The sequence below is a fragment of the Mesorhizobium sp. BR1-1-2 genome, assembly GCF_020165435.1.
Taxonomy (GTDB): domain Bacteria; phylum Pseudomonadota; class Alphaproteobacteria; order Rhizobiales; family Rhizobiaceae; genus Mesorhizobium.
The window spans coordinates 182516-199736 of the sequence record NZ_JAIUID010000006.1 but is presented as its reverse complement, the minus strand read 5'-3'; the positions used below and the strand labels follow the sequence as shown (position 1 = coordinate 199736).

General features: G+C 63.3%; 19 protein-coding genes and 1 tRNA gene. 7 read left to right on the top strand and 13 right to left on the bottom strand.

Annotated elements, in window-relative coordinates:
* The first annotated feature begins 9 nt into the window (after positions 1-9).
* Complete coding sequence (locus LB551_RS16275) at positions 10-273, top strand: hypothetical protein (RefSeq protein WP_224659841.1); 264 nt, start codon at positions 10-12, stop codon at positions 271-273.
* A 137-nt stretch (positions 274-410) separates the two neighbouring features.
* On the opposite strand, the gene LB551_RS16270 is transcribed toward LB551_RS16275, so the two are convergent.
* Positions 411-486, bottom strand: a tRNA-Lys gene (locus tag LB551_RS16270).
* Between the two features lie 107 nt (positions 487-593).
* On the bottom strand, positions 594-1526 hold the full coding sequence (locus LB551_RS16265) for a PhzF family phenazine biosynthesis protein (RefSeq protein WP_224627502.1): 933 nt from the start codon (positions 1524-1526) through the stop codon (positions 594-596).
* Between the two features lie 130 nt (positions 1527-1656).
* Between LB551_RS16265 and LB551_RS16260 the strand changes: the two genes are divergently transcribed.
* The 3 genes from LB551_RS16260 to LB551_RS16250 are packed head-to-tail and all read left to right on the top strand — an operon-like array spanning position 1657 to position 4881.
* Positions 1657-2949 carry an efflux RND transporter periplasmic adaptor subunit gene (locus LB551_RS16260; RefSeq protein WP_224659840.1) on the top strand — a complete coding sequence of 431 codons (1293 nt, stop codon included), beginning with the start codon at positions 1657-1659 and terminating at the stop codon, positions 2947-2949.
* A 4-nt stretch (positions 2950-2953) separates the two neighbouring features.
* Positions 2954-3661, top strand: coding sequence for an ABC transporter ATP-binding protein (locus LB551_RS16255; RefSeq protein WP_224659839.1), 708 nt, complete (start codon positions 2954-2956; stop codon positions 3659-3661).
* A gap of 2 nt (positions 3662-3663) precedes the next feature.
* Positions 3664-4881 carry an ABC transporter permease gene (locus LB551_RS16250; protein WP_224659838.1) on the top strand — a complete coding sequence of 406 codons (1218 nt, stop codon included), beginning with the start codon at positions 3664-3666 and terminating at the stop codon, positions 4879-4881.
* Between the two features lie 80 nt (positions 4882-4961).
* On the opposite strand, the gene LB551_RS16245 is transcribed toward LB551_RS16250, so the two are convergent.
* The 4 genes from LB551_RS16245 to LB551_RS16230 all read right to left on the bottom strand — a co-directional run bounded on the left by LB551_RS16245 (position 4962) and on the right by LB551_RS16230 (position 7645).
* The gene (locus tag LB551_RS16245) at positions 4962-5387 is read right to left on the bottom strand and encodes a type II toxin-antitoxin system VapC family toxin (RefSeq protein ID WP_224659837.1); all 426 of its coding nucleotides are present in this window, start codon (positions 5385-5387) and stop codon (positions 4962-4964) included.
* Entirely contained in the window at positions 5384-5638 is a 255-nt protein-coding gene (locus LB551_RS16240) for a FitA-like ribbon-helix-helix domain-containing protein (RefSeq protein ID WP_224659836.1), read from the bottom strand. Before LB551_RS16240 ends, LB551_RS16245 begins: the two co-directional genes overlap by 4 nt.
* A gap of 174 nt (positions 5639-5812) precedes the next feature.
* Positions 5813-6529, bottom strand: coding sequence for a hypothetical protein (locus LB551_RS16235; RefSeq protein WP_224659835.1), 717 nt, complete (start codon positions 6527-6529; stop codon positions 5813-5815).
* Positions 6530-6532: 3 nt separating this feature from the next.
* Positions 6533-7645 carry an endonuclease/exonuclease/phosphatase family protein gene (locus LB551_RS16230; RefSeq protein ID WP_224627485.1) on the bottom strand — a complete coding sequence of 371 codons (1113 nt, stop codon included), beginning with the start codon at positions 7643-7645 and terminating at the stop codon, positions 6533-6535.
* A 187-nt stretch (positions 7646-7832) separates the two neighbouring features.
* On the opposite strand from LB551_RS16230, the gene LB551_RS16225 reads away from it, so the two are divergent.
* Positions 7833-8405, top strand: a complete 573-nt coding sequence (locus LB551_RS16225) for a BA14K family protein (RefSeq protein WP_224627473.1) — start codon at positions 7833-7835, stop codon at positions 8403-8405.
* Positions 8406-8506: 101 nt separating this feature from the next.
* Here LB551_RS16225 and ilvC read toward each other — a convergent pair whose 3' ends face one another.
* From ilvC to LB551_RS16210, 3 genes are all read right to left on the bottom strand, one after another.
* On the bottom strand, positions 8507-9526 hold the full coding sequence (gene ilvC, locus LB551_RS16220) for a ketol-acid reductoisomerase (protein ID WP_010910140.1): 1020 nt from the start codon (positions 9524-9526) through the stop codon (positions 8507-8509).
* 25 nt (positions 9527-9551) lie between these two features.
* Entirely contained in the window at positions 9552-10202 is a 651-nt protein-coding gene (locus LB551_RS16215) for a TetR/AcrR family transcriptional regulator (protein ID WP_263495894.1), read from the bottom strand.
* A gap of 151 nt (positions 10203-10353) precedes the next feature.
* Positions 10354-10812 carry a MarR family winged helix-turn-helix transcriptional regulator gene (locus LB551_RS16210; protein ID WP_224627453.1) on the bottom strand — a complete coding sequence of 153 codons (459 nt, stop codon included), beginning with the start codon at positions 10810-10812 and terminating at the stop codon, positions 10354-10356.
* A 100-nt stretch (positions 10813-10912) separates the two neighbouring features.
* Between LB551_RS16210 and LB551_RS16205 the strand changes: the two genes are divergently transcribed.
* Positions 10913-11650 (top strand): glutathione S-transferase family protein, encoded by a 738-nt coding sequence (locus tag LB551_RS16205; protein WP_224659834.1) that lies wholly within the window; start codon positions 10913-10915, stop codon positions 11648-11650.
* A 132-nt stretch (positions 11651-11782) separates the two neighbouring features.
* Here the strand turns inward: LB551_RS16205 and LB551_RS16200 are convergent, their stop codons facing one another.
* Positions 11783-12193 carry a winged helix-turn-helix transcriptional regulator gene (locus LB551_RS16200; RefSeq protein ID WP_224627449.1) on the bottom strand — a complete coding sequence of 137 codons (411 nt, stop codon included), beginning with the start codon at positions 12191-12193 and terminating at the stop codon, positions 11783-11785.
* A gap of 135 nt (positions 12194-12328) precedes the next feature.
* On the opposite strand from LB551_RS16200, the gene LB551_RS16195 reads away from it, so the two are divergent.
* Positions 12329-13222 (top strand): SDR family oxidoreductase, encoded by an 894-nt coding sequence (locus tag LB551_RS16195; RefSeq protein ID WP_224659833.1) that lies wholly within the window; start codon positions 12329-12331, stop codon positions 13220-13222.
* A 44-nt stretch (positions 13223-13266) separates the two neighbouring features.
* Here LB551_RS16195 and LB551_RS16190 read toward each other — a convergent pair whose 3' ends face one another.
* The 3 genes from LB551_RS16190 to LB551_RS16180 form a co-directional block, all read right to left on the bottom strand.
* Positions 13267-14307 (bottom strand): SDR family oxidoreductase, encoded by a 1041-nt coding sequence (locus LB551_RS16190; protein WP_224659832.1) that lies wholly within the window; start codon positions 14305-14307, stop codon positions 13267-13269.
* A gap of 40 nt (positions 14308-14347) precedes the next feature.
* Entirely contained in the window at positions 14348-16267 is a 1920-nt protein-coding gene (locus tag LB551_RS16185; RefSeq protein WP_224659831.1) for a potassium transporter Kup, read from the bottom strand.
* A gap of 103 nt (positions 16268-16370) precedes the next feature.
* Entirely contained in the window at positions 16371-17111 is a 741-nt protein-coding gene (locus LB551_RS16180) for a pyridoxine 5'-phosphate synthase (protein WP_224659830.1), read from the bottom strand.
* Positions 17112-17221: the final 110 nt, after the last annotated feature.

Here is a 17221-nt window from a genome sequence, read left to right as displayed (position 1 = left end):
CTCTGGTGGATGAAAAAGCTTCACCCGGTTGCCGCTGCTGTGACTATCGCCGTGCTGCTTGCTGGCGTGCTTCGGCACAGTGAATATTCAACTTACGGCCCGATCGACACCGCAATTCTCGTTGTTTTTCTGGTTTTCTTCTGGTGGCTCATCAGCGATTTCTCAGGCGGAAAGGCCGCCATTGATGCCGGCGACGGTCGGAGCGCTGACAACGGCATGGCTTTTCGGTTGGGCAGGTTTCTGAGCCGCGTTTTTCGGCGCGGCCAATCGTAGTCTTTGACCAAGCTGCAAAGTCCTACAACTCTTCTGGCCAAAGGCGGCCGGGCGGCGAAAGCAGCCAAACACTGATGAACGAGCGCCGCAATTGAACCGGCCTATTCAGGGTCTTTCCACCAAGTCTTTGAAGAATTTGGTGGGTGCGCACAGGATTGAACTGTGGACCCGCTGATTAAGAGTCAGCTGCTCTACCAACTGAGCTACGCACCCACTCGGCCGGCAAAAACCGGCGTTGGCGGGCATATAGCCGCCGATGCCGGTCCTGTCCAGCCCTGCCGGAATCATTTCCCGACAAATCGCCGAAGTGACGCGGATGATCAGACGAACAGCTTGCCTTCCGCTACCTTGACCGCGTTGCCGCCGATGCGCGCCGATGCCAGTTTTCCGCCTTGCACGGCCAGTTCCAGGCGGATGCGCGAGGGCCGCCCCATCTCCAGCCCCTGTTCGATCCACAGCTGCGAAACGCCATCCGTCGGAGCGTCGAAATGCATGATGGCGCCGGCGAAGGCCGCGGCCGCCGAACCGGTCGCCGGGTCCTCGTAGGAAGGAGTGCCGGGCACGATCATGCGCACATGGAAGGCGCTCTCGTGGTTCACCGTCTCCCGGCAATACACATAGGGACTGGCGAAGGCCCATTCGCTCTTGCGCGGCGCCAACTCCGACCAGGCCTGGTTGTCGAGCCGGATCCGGCCCGCCGCTTCAAGATTGGCCACCGGAATGGTCACGTAGGGCACGCCGGCTGACCAGAACGCGACGCGGTGATTCTCGAAACCGATCTCGTGCGGCGCCAGGCCAAGAGCGGCGCCGATCGCCACCGGGTCGGCTTCGAGCTTCAGCGGCTCCGGCAGCTTCGCCAAGTCGAATTCGGCGAATGTCGCGCCATCGTGCTTGCTGACGGCGCAGCGCACCGGACCGATGTTTTCCTCCAGCACGAAAATGCTCGCAGCGCCGTCATTGTCGGCCATTTCAGCGAGCGCGATATCGGCGAGTTCCGCCAGCGCGATCGCCGAACCCACGGTCGGGTGGCCGGCGAAAGGCATTTCATAGTCGGGCGTGAAGATACGGATGCGGGCGCGGTGCTTGGGATTGTCCGGCGGCAGCACGAACACGGATTCCGACAGGTTGAACTCGCGCGCTATGGCCTGCATCGCAGCCGTGTCCAGTCCGCCGCTGTCCAACACCACCGCCAGCGGGTTGCCGGCCAACCGATCGGTCGTAAACACATCGTAAAGCAAGTAATCGCGTCTCATGGAGGAAACCTTCCGCTTTGATCCGAATTTCTGCCTCAATCCCAACATGAGCGAAATTTAATTTGATATTCGAACCATTAGCACTGATCTGTGCACTCATAGGGACATATTGCGCTTCAGGGGGTCCGGCGTGGACCAGATTGTCAATCTGCCAAAGACGGAATCGGATTCCGCCATCGAGACGGCGCTCGGGCTCGACCAGACGGGGCGGCGCAAGAAACGCCGCCGCGGCTGGCTCTATGGCCTGCTGGCGCTGATCGTCCTTGTCGCGGCTTTTGCCGGCTACCAGTGGTATGCCGGCTCGCCGGTCAAGATCGACTATACGACGGCGCCCGCCGCCAGGGCCGACCTCACTGTCGAGGTTTCGGCGACCGGCACCTTGCAGCCCCTCACCCAGGTCGACATTTCCAGCCAGCTCTCCGGCATCATCCGTTCAGTCTCCGTCAACGAGAACCAGCAGGTCAAGAAGGGCGATGTGCTGGCCGCGCTCGACACCGCCAAGCTGCAGGTGCAGATCGAACGCGCCGAGGCATCCGCCAAGGCGGCCGCCGCCAATGTCGCGGATGCCACCGTGACGCTGGCCGAGAATGAAAGCGCGCTCGTGCGCGCAGCCGCCCTCACCAAGCGCGGCATGGCCACCGACCAGTCGCTCGAGGCCGCGATCGCGACCCGCGACCGTTCAAAGGCGGCGCTCGATAGCGCCGAGGCCAATCTCGCCATCGCCAACGCCGACCTGAAATCGCAGCAGACCGACCTTGCCAACAGCACCATCTATGCGCCGATCGACGGCATCGTGCTGACGCGCTCTGTCGACCCCGGCCAGACGGTCGCCTCCTCCTTGCAGGCACCGGTGCTGTTCATCATCGCCGCCGATCTCCGGAACATGGAACTGGTGGCGGCAGTCGACGAAGCCGATATCGGCGCGGTGAAGCCGGGCCAGCATGCCCGCTTCACCGTCGACGCCTTCCCGGAGCGGCCGTTCGACGCCGAGATCCGCGACATCTCCTACGCCTCGGTGACCACCGATGGCGTCGTCACCTACAATGCACGGCTCGAGGTCGACAACAACGAGCTGCTGCTGCGGCCAGGCATGACCGCCACGGTTTCAGTCGTCACCCGGCAGGCCAAGGACGTGCTGACCGTCCCCTCCTCCGCCTTCCGCTATCGTCCTGCGCAGCAGGCCGCCCGCGGCTGGAGCCTGAGCGACCTGTTCACCGGCCGCATGGGACGTCCCGGCGGCAATCGCCAGCGCCAGGCGGCAACGCCGCCCGCCGACGGCTCACGCACGCTCTACGTGCTGGAGAAAGGCCGTCCGCATCCAGTCAACGTCAGGATCGGCTCGACCGACGGCGAACTGACCGAGATCACCTCGGGTCTGTCAGAGGGGGCGCAGGTCATCACCGCCTCGCAGCAGCGGAGCTGACGCCGTGGCGGTGGGCGCGCCTCTCATCACCTTCGACAAGGTCTGGAAGAGCTACGGCCAGGGCGAAGCCAAGGTGCACGCGCTTGCCGGCGTCGATCTTGCGATCCGGCGCGGCGAGTTCGTCGCCATCATGGGCCCGTCCGGCTCCGGCAAATCGACGGCGATGAACATCATCGGCTGCCTCGACACGCCGACCGCCGGCACCTATTCCTTCATGGGCGTCGATGCCGGCCGGCTCGACCGCAACCGCCGCGCCATGTTGCGCAACCTCTATGTCGGCTTCGTCTTCCAGGGCTATAATCTGCTGGCGCGCACCACGGCGGCGGAAAATGTCGAACTGCCGCTGATCTATCGCGGCGTGGCCGGCCGCGAGCGCCGCGATCTTGCCATGCAGGCGCTGGCGCAAGTCGGCCTTGTCGGTCGCGAGCATCACACTCCGGCCGAGCTTTCCGGCGGCCAGCAGCAGCGCGTTGCGATCGCGCGCGCCATCGTCACCAGGCCGACGCTGCTCGTCGCCGACGAACCGACCGGCAATCTCGACACTGCCCGCACCCACGAGATCATGGAGTTGCTGACGCAACTGAACAAGGAGCTTGGCCTGACCATCACCATGGTCACCCACGAGGCCGACGTCGCCGAATATGCCGAGCGCACGGTGCGCTTCCTCGACGGCCATGTCGCCTCCGACACGATGACTGTCGAGGTGGCCTGACCATGCTCTGGGAAACCGTCCGCCTCTCCTTGCGCTCGATCCGCCGCAACATGCTGCGCTCGTTCCTGACCTTGCTCGGCATCGTCATCGGCGTCGCCGCGGTCATCGCCATGCTCACCATCGGCGCGGGCACCACCGCCAAGGTCAAGAGCGACATCGCCAAACTCGGCAGCAATCTTCTGGTTGTGCGCTCCGGCCGCCCCGCCGGGCCTGGAGGCCCGGGCGGGCTCGACCAGGTGGTCCGCCCGCTCGCCGAAAAGGACCTTGCCGCGCTGGTCACGCACCTGACTGGCGCTCGCGCGATTTCGCCGGCCTCGCAGAAGCAGGTCCGTGTCATCTTCGGTACCGAGAGCCTGACCTCCGGCGTCACCGGCACCGACAGCGCCTATCTCGACGCCCGCGACTGGAAACTGGTCTCAGGCCGTTCGTTCAGCGAGTCCGAGACCCGCGCGGGCACCGGCGTGTGCCTGATCGGCGAGACGGTGCGCCAGCAGTTCTTCGGTGCCGGCGACCCCGAGGGCGAAATCATCCGCGTCAACCGCACCTCCTGCAAGATCATCGGCCTGCTTGAGCCGAAGGGCTATACCGGCTTCGGCCAGGACCAGGACAATGTCGTCTTGATGCCGCTGCATGCCTATCAGCGGCGCATTGCCGGCAACCGCAACATCGACAACATCTACGTCGCCGCCGACGACCGCACCCCGACCAGCGAGCTGCAGCCGCGCGTCGAGGATATTTTGCGCGACGCCAGACGCCTCACCCCCGACCGCGAAAGCGATTTCGCGATCCGCGACATGACCCAGATCGCCGACGCCATGGCCAGCGCCACCACCACTATGACCGGCATGCTGGGCGCGGTCGCCGGCGTCAGCCTGCTGGTCGGCGGCATCGGCATCATGAACATCATGCTGGTGTCGGTCACCGAGCGCACCCGCGAGATCGGCATCAGGCTCGCCATCGGCGCGCATGAAAAGCACATCCTCATCCAGTTCCTTGTCGAGGCGACGGTGCTGTCGCTGCTTGGCGGCATCATCGGCATCCTGATCGGGCTCTCGCTGGCCGGCCTCGCCTCGGCGACGCTGACCATTCCTTTCGCGCCGAGTCCGGCGGTCATCCTGCTCGCCGTCGGCTTTTCCGCGCTGATCGGCATGGTCTTCGGCTTCTTCCCGGCGCTGCGCGGCGCCAGGCTCGATCCGATCGACGCGCTGCGCCATGAATAGGGCGCGATTGGAAAGCTTGCGGCGTCCATAGTCGCCCTGACATGCTTGGGCTTTTGCTTGCTTACGGCTGAGAGGCGCGGCTACGACGCTATTTCCCACGGATTGATGGTATTCAATCCGGCGGCCGCGAATGGGCTGATGTCGCGTGTGGCGACCGTGAGGCCGTTTGCTGCGGCCGTGGCCGCGATGTAGCCGTCCGCATTGCCGATCGCCTTGCCTGCGGCTCTCGCTTGCACCATGAGCTTGGCATAGGCGCGCGACGCCTCGAGGTCGAAAGGCAGAATGCGGCCTGCAAACAGCGGCAACGCATCCTGCTCGAGACGATCATGCAGGACCGCGCGGCGCTTCCCGGCGGGCATCGCTGCGATGCCGAAACGCAGCTCAGCCACGGTGACGGCTGAGAGATACAGGGTTTCGACAGCCTGGGCGTCGATCCATGCGATTACGCGGCGATCGGGTGCAGGTTTCCACGGCTCAGAAATGACATTTGTGTCGATGAGGATCATTCGAACCTCATCGGCTCGCCCGGTGTTTTGTCGCGGAGCTGCTGCAATCTATCGACATCCTCTTGCGACAATCCGGCCTCGCGGCCGATGGCGGCGAGCAGCGAGCCGAGTTTGACCCGATTGGCCGGCCGCACGGCCGTTTCCAGGATTTCGCGCATTTCGGCTTCGGTGCTACGGCCATGGTGTGCTGCCCGCACCTTCAAGGCGCGCAGCGTTTCCTCTGGCAAATTGCGGATAGTGACAGCGCTCATTGATATCATCCAGGTCACAATGATGTCATTGATAGCAATATAGAGAATTTGCCATCAACGCACAACAGTCCGCGCCCCTGACAGGAGGGAGACCTTCGATGTTCGCGGTAGCGGAAAGCCACTCAGACCATCGCATGGCTGGCCAGACGATCAGCACGGAAGGGTACTAAGATTTTAGTCCCGGTTCGCAAAATGCCATTCGATCAGCGGCTTCATATGCGGCATCAGCCCATGCGGCAGGTCGGTGGCATGGCGGATGATGACCGGACCCACGATCTCCGGTTCGGCCTCGGCTGCGACGAAGGCCGAGATGCGCTGCGCGATCTCCTCGGCGGGCTGGGGAACCCGGTAGCGGCGGAAGATCACCGTGCCGCTTGCCGTCGACAGCGCATGGTAGTGCAAGCCGCGTGCGGCGCCCGAAATGTCGAGGCCGGTTTCTTCCCGCACCTCGCGGATCATGTTGAAATCGACATCGACGAGGCCGTCGCGAAAATCGGCCGGTTCGAATGAACCGGCGGCGAAATAGACACGGCCGGCAGTGACGGTGTGGGCGGCCATGCGGATAGCCACCAGCGCATTGTCGCCGGCCACTAGCATGGCATGGGCATAGGCGTGCTCGGCGCCGGAATTCTCGCGCCGCTTCCGCCAAAGCATGAAGGTGGAGTAGTTGACCGCGTGGCACCGGCCGACGAGGCGATTGTCGCGCCAGGCAAGTCGCGAAAGCAGCACCACGGGACCATCGAACAACGCGGGATTGGCCGCGATCTCGTGCTGCCAGTTCGCGGCGATCGCCTCGGCATTGGCCAGCGCGAAAGGATGCGGGCCGGGATCGAGCCGGACATCGACGGCGTCGACCGGCAAAATGACATTGCGCGGCAGGTCGAAGCTCACGGCTCAGGCCATGTCCAGCGTGATGGCCACCGGACAATGGTCCGATGCCTTCGGCCGGTCCCAGCCGGCGCGCGGGAAACGTTCAACTTCCTGGCCGGCGGGGAAGATCGTGCGCCAGGGCTGGCCGTTGCGGATGATGTCCGGGACGGCGGTGGCGTTCTTCGCCGCCAGTCCCTTGGACAGCAGGATATAATCGAGCTGGCACAAATGCCGCTCTTGCGGCCCACGCGTGTGGTAGAAAGTCCAGCGGTTCATTTCCGGCCGCCTCTCGACCACGTTTTCGCAAAAACCGCCAGCCGTCAGCACGTTGATGCAGGACAGGTTCTCGTCGACCACTTCGAAACGATAGCCGTCGAATTCGTCGCCGGCGATCTTCACGCGCTGGCGGTAATCGTTCATGTCGCCGCAGATCGCCCAGCGCTTGTCGGCTGCATGATCCGCCCCGAAGCGCTCCTCGATGATCCGGCGCACCGCCTGCGCCTCGGCGATGCGGATCGGCATCGTCGCTTCACGCCCGTCGAGCCCGTTGCGGGGCGAGCCCATCGACTTGAAGTGCACGAGATAGATGGTCAGCGGCGAGCCGCCCACGGTAAGGTCCACTTCCAGGCAGTCGCGCCGGAAGATGCGTTCATTGGGCTGGTTGCCGAGCGCCGCCAGCTCCGGCGTGTGCAGCCCGAACTGCTCATAGGTCACATAAGCGTGGCTGGTCATGCGCACGAAGTCGATGGGCTGGCCCTGCGCGGTCTCGCTGCGCATCATCACGGCGACGTCGATGCCGCGCGAATCATTGCCGGCGGCGGTGTATTTCTGGCGGTAGCCCTGACCCACCATCTTGAAAAGATAGCCATATTCGAACGCCTTCAGGGCCTCGATATTGTCGACTTCCTGCATGCAGATGATGTCCGCGCGCGTGGCCGCGATGGCCAGCGCCGTCAGCTGCCGCGTGTCGTCCGATTGCGCGATGGCCCGGGCCTGCTCCAGCATCTTGTACTCGGCCTCGCTCTGGATATCGAAGAGGGCCAGCGTCCGATCCTCGTTGAGCTGGTTGCGGTATCCGGAGAAATCGAACCTGTTCATCAGGTTCTCGACATTGAAGGTTGCAAGGCGCAGCGACATATCATGACCTTTGCCCGCAAGCGCGGCAGAAAACAAGGCCGGGCAACCACCAGCTGGGAGCGATTGATCCTGGCGGGCTTCGCGCCGTGGTTGACGGAACCTTTCCGTTCATCCGCCGTTCAGACGCAAAGACCCACAGTGCGCCCATCCAGGGTCGGCGTGGGGCCTGTTTTCTTGGAGAAGTGCAATGAACGCGCTCTTTTCTTCCACTGTAAAATCCGGGCTGATAGCGCTCGGTATCTTCTCCGGCATCACGGCACCTTCCGCTGCCGGACCGATCCTGCAGCCGGACCTGTCGATTCCCGCCAGCACAGCAGCGCCGACTGTGACGCCTGTTCGCGACAGCTGGGCCGGCGGCAACAACCGGAGTAGTTTCAACAACGACTGGAGATGGCGCCGGTCGGGCGGCTGGAACCGCGGCAACTGGAATCGCGGTAATTGGAACGGCCGCCACTGGAACGGTCGCCACTGGAATGGCGGCGACGATTGGCGTTGGCGCCGCCACCATTATCGCGGCCGCTACTATGACGACGGAGCCGGTGCCGCGATCCTGGGCCTTGGCTTGGGGCTTGGCCTCAGCAGCCTGTACAACAACTACAACTACTATGATGCGCCGCCGCGCCGCTACTATCGCGCCGGCCGGCTGTCGAGCGCCCATGTCCGGTGGTGCTACAACCGATACCGGTCGTATCGCGCTTGGGACAACACCTTCCAGCCCTATAACGGCCCGCGCCAGCAGTGCTACTCGCCCTATCGCTGAGCCAGGCCGCATAATCTTGCAATAAGAAACGGCGCCGCGCGGCGCCGTTTCCTTTCGAGCGTGGATCGCTCAGGACGTTCAAAACAAGGGACGTGGATCGCTCAGTTCTTGGCCTTGTCGACCAGCTTGTTCTTCGAGATCCACGGCATCATCGCGCGCAGCTTGGCGCCGACCTCCTCGATCTGATGGCTGTCGTTCATGCGGCGGATGCCCTTGAAGCGCGACAGGCCGGCGCGGTATTCCTGCATCCACTCCGAGGTGAATTTTCCGGTCTGGATGTCCTTCAGCACGCGCTTCATCTCAGCCTTGGTCTCGGCGGTGATGATGCGCGGCCCCGAGACGTATTCGCCCCACTCGGCGGTGTTCGAGATCGAGTAGTTCATGTTGGCGATGCCGCCTTCATAGATCAGGTCGACGATCAGCTTGACCTCGTGCAGGCACTCGAAATAGGCCATTTCGGGCGCATAGCCGGCTTCCACCAGGGTCTCGAAGCCGGCCCGGATCAACTCCACCAGGCCGCCGCACAGCACGACCTGCTCGCCGAACAGATCGGTCTCGCATTCCTCGCGGAAATTGGTCTCGATGATGCCCGAACGGCCGCCGCCGACGCCGCAGGCGTAGGAGAGAGCGAGGTCGAGCGCGTTGCCCGAGGCGTCCTGGTTGACCGCGACCAGGCACGGCACGCCGCCGCCCTTCTGGTATTCGCCGCGCACGGTGTGACCAGGGCCCTTCGGCGCGATCATGACGACGTCAACCGTCGACTTCGGCTCGATCAGGCCGAAATGCACGTTGAGGCCGTGCGCGAAGGCGATTGCCGCACCGTCGCGGATGTTCGGCGCGATCTCGTTTTTGTAGATGTCGGCCTGCAATTCGTCTGGCGTCGCCATCATCATCAGGTCGGCCCATTTGGCGGCGTCGGCCACGCTCATCACCTTGAGCCCGTCGGCCTCGACCTTCTTGGCGGTCGCCGATCCGGCCTTGAGGCCGATGGCGATCTCCTTGGCGCCGGAATCCTTGAGGTTGAGCGCATGCGCCCGGCCCTGGCTGCCATAGCCGATGATGGCGACCTTCTTGCCCTTGATCAGATTGAGATCGGCATCACGATCGTAATAGACACGCATTTTTGTCTTCCTTCCCGTTTGAAGATCAGAGGCCTTGCGGCCCGGTTTTTGCTCCGAAAAGAGCGAGAAACTGCTGCGTCGCGCGGACGGCATCGCCGCCGATCGCCGCCTCAGTCAATTCCAGCCGGTCGCCGAGCAAGAGACGGATCTGCACGTCGCGGGCGACCAGCCCGAAAAAGGTGCGGAACGCCGTCTCGGCATCCGAAAAATCGAGCAGCCCGGCCCGGCGGCCGGCCTCCAGCACCGGCTTCAGGCGCTTGGCGAGGGCAAAGCGCCCGTTCTCCAGCACCACCGCGCCAAGATTGTCTTTGCCCGAACCGGCATGGCCGACCGCCACCCGGTTGAGCGCGATCGAAGTGTCGCTGGAAATGACCCTCAGCCAGTCGGAAGCAAATCGCTCCAGGCTCGCGGCCAATGAGGCAAGATCGAGTCCCTTGCCGTCGACCGCCGTCACCCGCACCTTCGAGGCCTGCCATTGCACCGTCGCGGTGAGCAGCCCGTCGCGGTCGCCGAACCATTTGTAGAGCGTTTCCTTGGAGCAGCTCGCCCGGCGCGCCACTGCGGTCATGGTCAGATTGTCGCCCTCCTCGACCAGCAGGCGGAGTGCGGCATCCAGAACCGCCTTCTGACGCTCCGTCAGCGCTTCGCTGTCGTCGAGATCGGCGTTTGCCTGCAACACACTCTGTTCCCGTTTGATAGTAGAGCCGCGGATCGCCCCGGAGTCCGTACCGTACGTTACGGTTCGGCATATTGCGCAATCCGAAGATCGGCGCAAGGGGAAAATGACGAAATGCCTTCCGGTGTCCCCGCAGCCGCGCAAACGTATGTCAGTCGCCGGCTGGCGGATCGCGCAACCGACCGAGCAAGGCCGATACCGTGTTCAGTTCTTGCGGCGAGAGCTTGTCGCCAACCAGTTCCGCGATCGACCTGCCGTAGACGGCCCACATACGGCGGCGCGTCTCCCGTCCCTTGGCCGTGATGCGGACGGTTTGGCCGCGGCCGTCATCGGCCACCGGCAGCTTCTCGACAAGCCCGTCGGTCTCCAGGCGGGCCAGCAAACGCGAAATGTTGTACTGCGCGAACAGGGTCCGTTCGATCAGTTGGAACGGCCGCAAGCCGCCCTCGCCCGCCTCGGCGAGTTCGTGCAGCACGTCATACCAGGCAAGCGGCGGCAGGCCGCCCTCCTTCAGCGCATCTTCGGCACGTTCCACCAGCTGGCGCGATACCCGCATCAGGCGTGCCCATGTCTTGATGGCCTCCGGCGATGGCATGGCTGTCTCGATCATGGCGGCATCATAAGAGATAGATGCAATTGCATCAAGCTTGACGATGAATGCATTTGCATCTAGATAGATGCGAATGCATCGATATCGAGAGGCAAATCCGATGAAGCATGCCAACACCCTTATTCTCGTCAGCCATGCCCTCTGCCCCTATGTCCAGCGTGCGGCGATCTCGCTGGCCGAGAAAGGCGTGCCGTTCGAGCGCGTCGACATCGACCTCGCCAACAAGCCTGACTGGTTCAAGGCGATCTCACCGCTCGGCAAGGTGCCGCTGCTGTGCGTGCGGCTGGGGAACGATGAAACGGTGATCTTCGAATCCGCCGTCATCCTCGAATTCCTCGAAGAAACCGAGGCCAATCCCCTCCACCCCGCCGATCCCTATGCCCGTGCCCGGCATCGCGCCTGGATCGAGTACGGCTCGGCCATCCTCAACGCCGTCGGCCGGTTCTATTCGGCGTCGACCGAGGCAGGATTCCTCGCCGAGTCCCGGACGCTGTCGGAAATGTTCGATCGTGTGGAGACCGAATTGGCGGGCGAAGCCGGCCGGACTGGACCATGGTTCGAAGGCGGGCGCTTTTCGCTCGTCGACGCAGTCTACGGCCCTGTCTTTCGCTACATCGATACCTTCGACCGGATCGGCGATTTCGGCATTCTGGACGGCAAACCGCTCGTCCAGGCCTGGCGCCAGGTATTGAGTGAACGCCCGTCGATCAAGCATGCCGTGGCGCAAGACTATCCGCAGCGCCTGCATGCCTTCCTGCGGGCGAAGGGATCGTATCTTTCGACGGTCATTCGCAAGAACGATCCGGCCAGCGCGCTTCTACCAGCCCAGTTCGCCTGAACGGATCGACCACCGTGCCGGCCACCATCGAGGCCAGCAACTGCGGCGCCGGGGCCGGCACCGCCAAGCCCGTGGACTGCGGGATCAGCCCCGCCGGGTGAAATCTAGTCGCGCCTCTCGACCTTGTCAGGCTCAAGCCTTGGCGGCATCGAAACCGAGGCGCGCGTCGCGCACCGCGTCATGATTGAGCTCGGCCCATAGGATCAGTTGGTGCAAGGCACCGAACATCGAACGTCCGAGATCGGTCAGGCTGTATTCGACGCTTGGCGGCTTGGTCGGGAACACTTCGCGATGCACATAACCGTCGCGCTGCAAATCATGCAGCGTTTGCGTCAGCATACGTTGTGAGATGTCCGGCACCAGCCTGCGCAATTCTCCGAAGCGGTAGGGCCTTTCGGCCAGCGCCATCATCAGCAGCGAACTCCATTTGCCGCTCACCCCCTGGATGACGTCGCGGACCGGGCAATTGGAAAAATTGCCTCCGCCTGAGATGGCCTTGTAGACCTCCAACTTCGTTCTGAGATTGACGATCTTGCTGTCCACGGCTGGTTCCCTGGCTGTGCCTACCTCCCGAAAAACTGCCTTCTTTACGACCCTGGGTCAATTCCTATTTTAGCGCTGGTCTCTTTTTGAGACCACCACTCGAACCGCGCTTCCGGCGCAATGTTGGGATTCTCCATGACCGCTACCCTTCTCGTCACCGGCGCTTCCGGCCAACTCGGCCGCGGCGTCATTCATCATTTGCTGGGCTCCCTCAAGGTTCCGCCGCAACGAATCATCGCCACCACCCGCAATCCGGAAAACCTTGCCGACCTGGCGGCGCGCGGCGCCACCGTCAGGGCCGCCGACTTCGACGATACCGCATCGCTGGAGGCTGCATTCAAGGGCGCCGACAGGGTGCTGATCATCTCGACTGGCGAGCTCGACCTGCTTCACGGCAAGCGCCTGAGGCAGCATGAGAACGCGGTCGTTGCCGCGAAGAAGGCCGGCGTTTCGCATCTGCTCTATACCTCGATGCCCAACCCCGAACCGGTTTCGCCGGTGCTATTCGCCAACGACCATTACGGCACCGAGCAGGCGATCAAGGCGAGCGGCATCCCCTACACGATCTTCCGCAACGGCTGGTACCAGGAGAACCTGTTCATGGCGCTGCCCCATGCGATCGCCTCTGGACACTGGTACACGTCCGCCGGCGAAGGCCGCATCGCCCATGGCGCACGCGATGACATGGCCGCGGCGATCGCCGCCAGTCTCGCTTCGGGCTCGACCGACAGCAAAACCTACACGCTAACTGGCCCGCAAGCGTATACGACGGCCGAGATCGCCGCCCTCGTCAGCGAAGTCACCGGCAAACCGCTCGATGTCGTGCAGGTTTCGGATGATGCCCTGACCGAAGGCGTAAAGGCATCAGGTGTTCCCGAGGATTTCGCCGGCGTCATCGTTTCCTTCGACGTCAACACGCGCGCCGGCCGCATCGCCATGGTGACAGACGCGGTCGAGATGCTTTCCGGCAGGACGCCAAGGACGTTGAGGCAATTCCTCGAGGCGAACAAGGCTGCCCTGGCCGGTTGAAATCCACGCGGCGGGAAGTCTGTTCTCGACTTACCGCCGCCCCCCTACTTCGATGTTTTGATCAGGCCGTGCCGGATAAGGCTCTCTCCGGTCGCCGCCAGCGCGTCTTCGCGCGAACGCGGTTTCCAGCCGAGCATACGCACCGCCTTGGCATTGGTGGCATTCTTGACCTTGCCCAGTTCAGGCACGAGCTGTGCGACTTCCGGATTGAACAGTCCCACCATGCGCACCAGCCAATCGGGAAGCTCTCTGGTCGAAACGCGCGCCGCCGCATTGCCGAGCCGCTTTCTCAAGGTTTGCGCGATTTCCCGCACGGTCATGAAATCGCCGGCGACCGCCAGGAAGCGCTCGCCATTGGCAGCTGGATCGGTCATGGCGCGGACATGCAGGTCCGCCACGTCGCGTGCATCGACGACGCCGAAGGACAGGCGCGGCAGCCCCGGCATGGCGCCATTCATCATGCGTTGGACAAATTCGGTGGAGGTCGAATGGTCGGAGCCAAGCACAGGCCCGAAGATGCCGACGGGGTTGACGGCAGCAAGCTCCAACCCGTCCCCCTCGGCGGCGATAAAATCCCAGGCCGCGCGCTCGGCGAGCGTCTTCGACTTCACATAGGCGCTGACCCTTCCCATCGGATCGGTCCAGCTCTCCTCGGTGAACGCACGGCCGTCGGGCGGCAGCTTGCCGTAGCCGATAGCCGCGAAGGAGGACGTTAGCACGACGCGTCTGACGCCGGCATCTCGTGCCGCCCGCAGCACCCGCAACGCGCCTTCACGGGCCGGAATGATCAGCTCGTCCTCATGCTTGGGCACGCCGGGCGGGAACGGCGAAGCGACATGCAGGACATAGTCGCAGCCGGCAGCGGCTGGCAGCCAGCCGGCATCGATCATGAGATCGGCGATTGCAAAGGAGAGCCTGTCATCCGGCCCGACGCCACCTGCCTTGAGCATGGCCAGGATATCGGCTTGCCGCCTGGCCGAGCGCACGGTTGTGCGCACGCGGTAGCCCGCCTTCAGCAGTTCAAGGATACAGTGAGCGCCGAGAAAGCCAGATCCGCCAGTGACAAGCACCAATTCGCCGCTCATGCCCGCCCCCCGAAGCCTCAGCCCAAGGCGATCGAGACTGTCAGATCGCCACCTGCGTGCCGATCTCTACCACACGGCCGGTCGGTATCTGGAAATATTCAGTGGCGTCGGCCGCCGTGCGCGCCAGCCCGATGAACAGCCGGTCTTGCCACACCGGCATGCCGGAATTGGGCGAGGCTTTCAGCGAGCGCCGGGACAGGAAGAAGGACGTCGTCATGATGTCGAACTTCCAGCCTTGCTTGCGGCAGATCGCCAGCGCGCGCGGGATGTTGGGCTGCTCCATATAGCCGAAGGTCAGCGTCACCCGCATGAACAGCTCGTTGACCGTCTCCATCTTGACCCGATCGCTGTCAGGCACCACCGGCTGCGGCGCGGTCACCACCGAGAGGATTACATTCTGCTCGTGCAGGACCTTGTAGTGCTTCAGGCTGTGCATCAGCGCGGTCGGCGCGCTCAGCGGATCGCTGGTCAGGAACACCGCGGTGCCGGATACCAGTTGCGGCTTCTTCTTCAACAGATTGCCGGCCAGGAAATCGAGCGGGATCTCGTTGCGGCGGGTCTTGTCGAAGAGATAACGGCTGCCGCGCACCCAAGTCCACATCGCCAGAACGATGGTGAAGGCCACTGCCAGCGAGGCCCAGCCGCCTTCGAACACCTTGACGATGTTGGAAGCGAAGAAACCGACATCGATCAAACCGAACAAGGCTGTCATCGCGACCGCCACCCACAGCCGCCATTTCCAGATGCGGGTCATGACGACAAACAGCAGCACCGTCGTCACCAGCATGTTGCCGGTCACCGAGATGCCGTATGCCGAAGCCAGCCTGCTGGATTCGCCGAAGCCCACCACCAGCATCATCACCACCAGCGCCAGCAACAGGTTGACGCGCGGCATGTAGATCTGGCCTGACTGTTTTTCCGACGTGTGCAGGATTTCCAGCCGTGGCAGCATGTTGAGCTGCACCGCCTGCCTGGTCAGCGAGAATGCGCCTGAAATCACCGCCTGGCTGGCGATGACCGTCGCGGCGGTCGCCAGCACCACCATCGGGATCAGCGTCCAGCCTTCGTTCATTTCGAAGAAGGGATGTCCGACCACGCCGTTCTTGGCCAGCACGAAGGCGCCCTGGCCGGCATAGTTGAGCAACAGGCAAGGGAACACGATCGCCAGCCAGGCGAGCACGATCGGCTTGCGGCCGAAATGGCCCAGATCGGCATAGAGCGCTTCGGCGCCGGTGACCGCAAGGAAGATGGCGCCGATGGTGACGAAGGCGACATCGGGCGAATTGATCAGGAAGGCGACGATATAGTGCGGGCTGATCGCCCACAGGATTTCCGGATCGGCGATGATATGGTTGAGACCGGACAGGCCGATAGCCAGGAACCAGACCGCGGTGATCGGGCCGAAGATCAGCGCCACGCCGCCGGTGCCGAAGCGCTGCACCGAAAACAGAACCGCCAGGATGACCAGTGTCAGCGGCACGACATAGGGCTGGAAGGTCGGCGTGACGACATTCATGCCCTCGACCGCCGAAAGCACCGAAATTGCCGGGGTTATGACGGCATCGCCGAAAAACAGCGAGGCGCCGACGATACCGATGCCCAGAATGATCGCCGAGCGCTTCGGGAAACTGCCGCGCGCCAATGCCATCAACGATAGCACGCCGCCTTCGCCGCGGTTGTTGGCGCGCAGCACGAACATGATGTATTTGATGGTGACGATGATCGTCAGTGACCAGATGATGAGCGAGAGAACGCCAAGAATGTCGCCACGGTCGGCCACTTCGCCGCCCGACGACGCCACCAGCGCCTCGCGGAACGCGTAGATCGGGCTGGTGCCGATATCGCCGTAAACAACGCCGAGCGCGCCGAGCATCAACACCTTGGTGCTGTGCTGCTCGATCTCAGGATGGCTCGATTGTTCGACGGTTTCTGCCTCACTACCAGTGTTGGCAAGGGCCATGAACGACACTCCGATAAGCGGGCGGTGCTCTACGCTTGCTGCGATGCAATATCAAGTACCGTCGCGTTATGGCTGCCATGCTTTGCACGCGAGGCTGCCACCATTACCACCCGCAAGCCCTGAGAAATCGGCCCACCGTGCCGGCCATGCCATACTCCAACGCGTCGGCTGTCAACCCATGTCCGATCGACACTTCGGCCAATGCCGGAACGCGTCGCGCCAGGGCCGGCAGGTTGCTCACCGTCAGATCGTGCCCGGCATTGACCTCAAGGCCCGCGGCAACGGCCGCATCGGCGGTTTTTCCCAGTCTTTCCAGCTCCTTGGCCGCCTTGGCGGAATCGGCATGACAACTGCCATAAGGTCCCGTGTAAAGCTCGATACGGTCGGCGCCGGTATCGCGCGCGGCGTTTATGCCGGCGGGATCCGCATTGGAGAACAACGAGACCCGGAAACCGCCCTTCTTCAGGCGTCTCACGATCGGTGTCAGGAACGCCGCATCGGCGATGAAGTTCCAGCCATGGTCCGAGGTTGCCTGGGAGGGATCGTCAGGCACCAGGGTCACCTGTTCCGGCTGGTGCTTCTCCACAAGCGCCAGGAAATCCTCGGTCGGATGGCCTTCGATGTTGAATTCGGCCCGCGGGAACTCATCGTCGATCAAGGCCCTGATCTCAGGCAGGTCTGAACGGCGGGTATGGCGCTCGTCCGGGCGAGGATGCACCGTCAGCCCATGCGCTCCCGCCGCAAGCGCGATGCGGCCAAGCCTGATCACATCAGGCCACGGCAGGTCGCGCCGGTTGCGCAGCATGGCGATGGCGTTGAGATTGACGGAAAGCTTTGCGGGCATGGCTTCGGATCCTGCTCGATTTCGGCGCATCTATACCGCCTTTGACGGGAACAGATAGGGGGTTTCCGGTGTTCCAGAAGATCGGATGACGTTTGTGAAAGGATAGGATC

Coding starts and splice junctions, on each gene's coding strand:
- LB551_RS16265 (WP_224627502.1), bottom strand. CDS start 1,526: ATGAGACGCGATTACTTGCTTTACGATGTGTTTACGACCGATCGGTTG.
- ilvC (WP_010910140.1), bottom strand. CDS start 9,526: ATGCGTGTCTATTACGATCGTGATGCCGATCTCAATCTGATCAAGGGC.
- LB551_RS16245 (WP_224659837.1), bottom strand. CDS start 5,387: ATGATCCTCATCGACACAAATGTCATTTCTGAGCCGTGGAAACCTGCA.
- LB551_RS16210 (WP_224627453.1), bottom strand. CDS start 10,812: ATGATCGAGACAGCCATGCCATCGCCGGAGGCCATCAAGACATGGGCA.
- LB551_RS16180 (WP_224659830.1), bottom strand. CDS start 17,111: ATGCCCGCAAAGCTTTCCGTCAATCTCAACGCCATCGCCATGCTGCGC.
- LB551_RS16185 (WP_224659831.1), bottom strand. CDS start 16,267: ATGGCCCTTGCCAACACTGGTAGTGAGGCAGAAACCGTCGAACAATCG.
- LB551_RS16205 (WP_224659834.1), top strand. CDS start 10,913: ATGAAGCATGCCAACACCCTTATTCTCGTCAGCCATGCCCTCTGCCCC.
- LB551_RS16275 (WP_224659841.1), top strand. CDS start 10: ATGAAAAAGCTTCACCCGGTTGCCGCTGCTGTGACTATCGCCGTGCTG.
- LB551_RS16225 (WP_224627473.1), top strand. CDS start 7,833: ATGAACGCGCTCTTTTCTTCCACTGTAAAATCCGGGCTGATAGCGCTC.
- LB551_RS16190 (WP_224659832.1), bottom strand. CDS start 14,307: ATGAGCGGCGAATTGGTGCTTGTCACTGGCGGATCTGGCTTTCTCGGC.
- LB551_RS16240 (WP_224659836.1), bottom strand. CDS start 5,638: ATGAGCGCTGTCACTATCCGCAATTTGCCAGAGGAAACGCTGCGCGCC.
- LB551_RS16195 (WP_224659833.1), top strand. CDS start 12,329: ATGACCGCTACCCTTCTCGTCACCGGCGCTTCCGGCCAACTCGGCCGC.
- LB551_RS16230 (WP_224627485.1), bottom strand. CDS start 7,645: ATGTCGCTGCGCCTTGCAACCTTCAATGTCGAGAACCTGATGAACAGG.
- LB551_RS16250 (WP_224659838.1), top strand. CDS start 3,664: ATGCTCTGGGAAACCGTCCGCCTCTCCTTGCGCTCGATCCGCCGCAAC.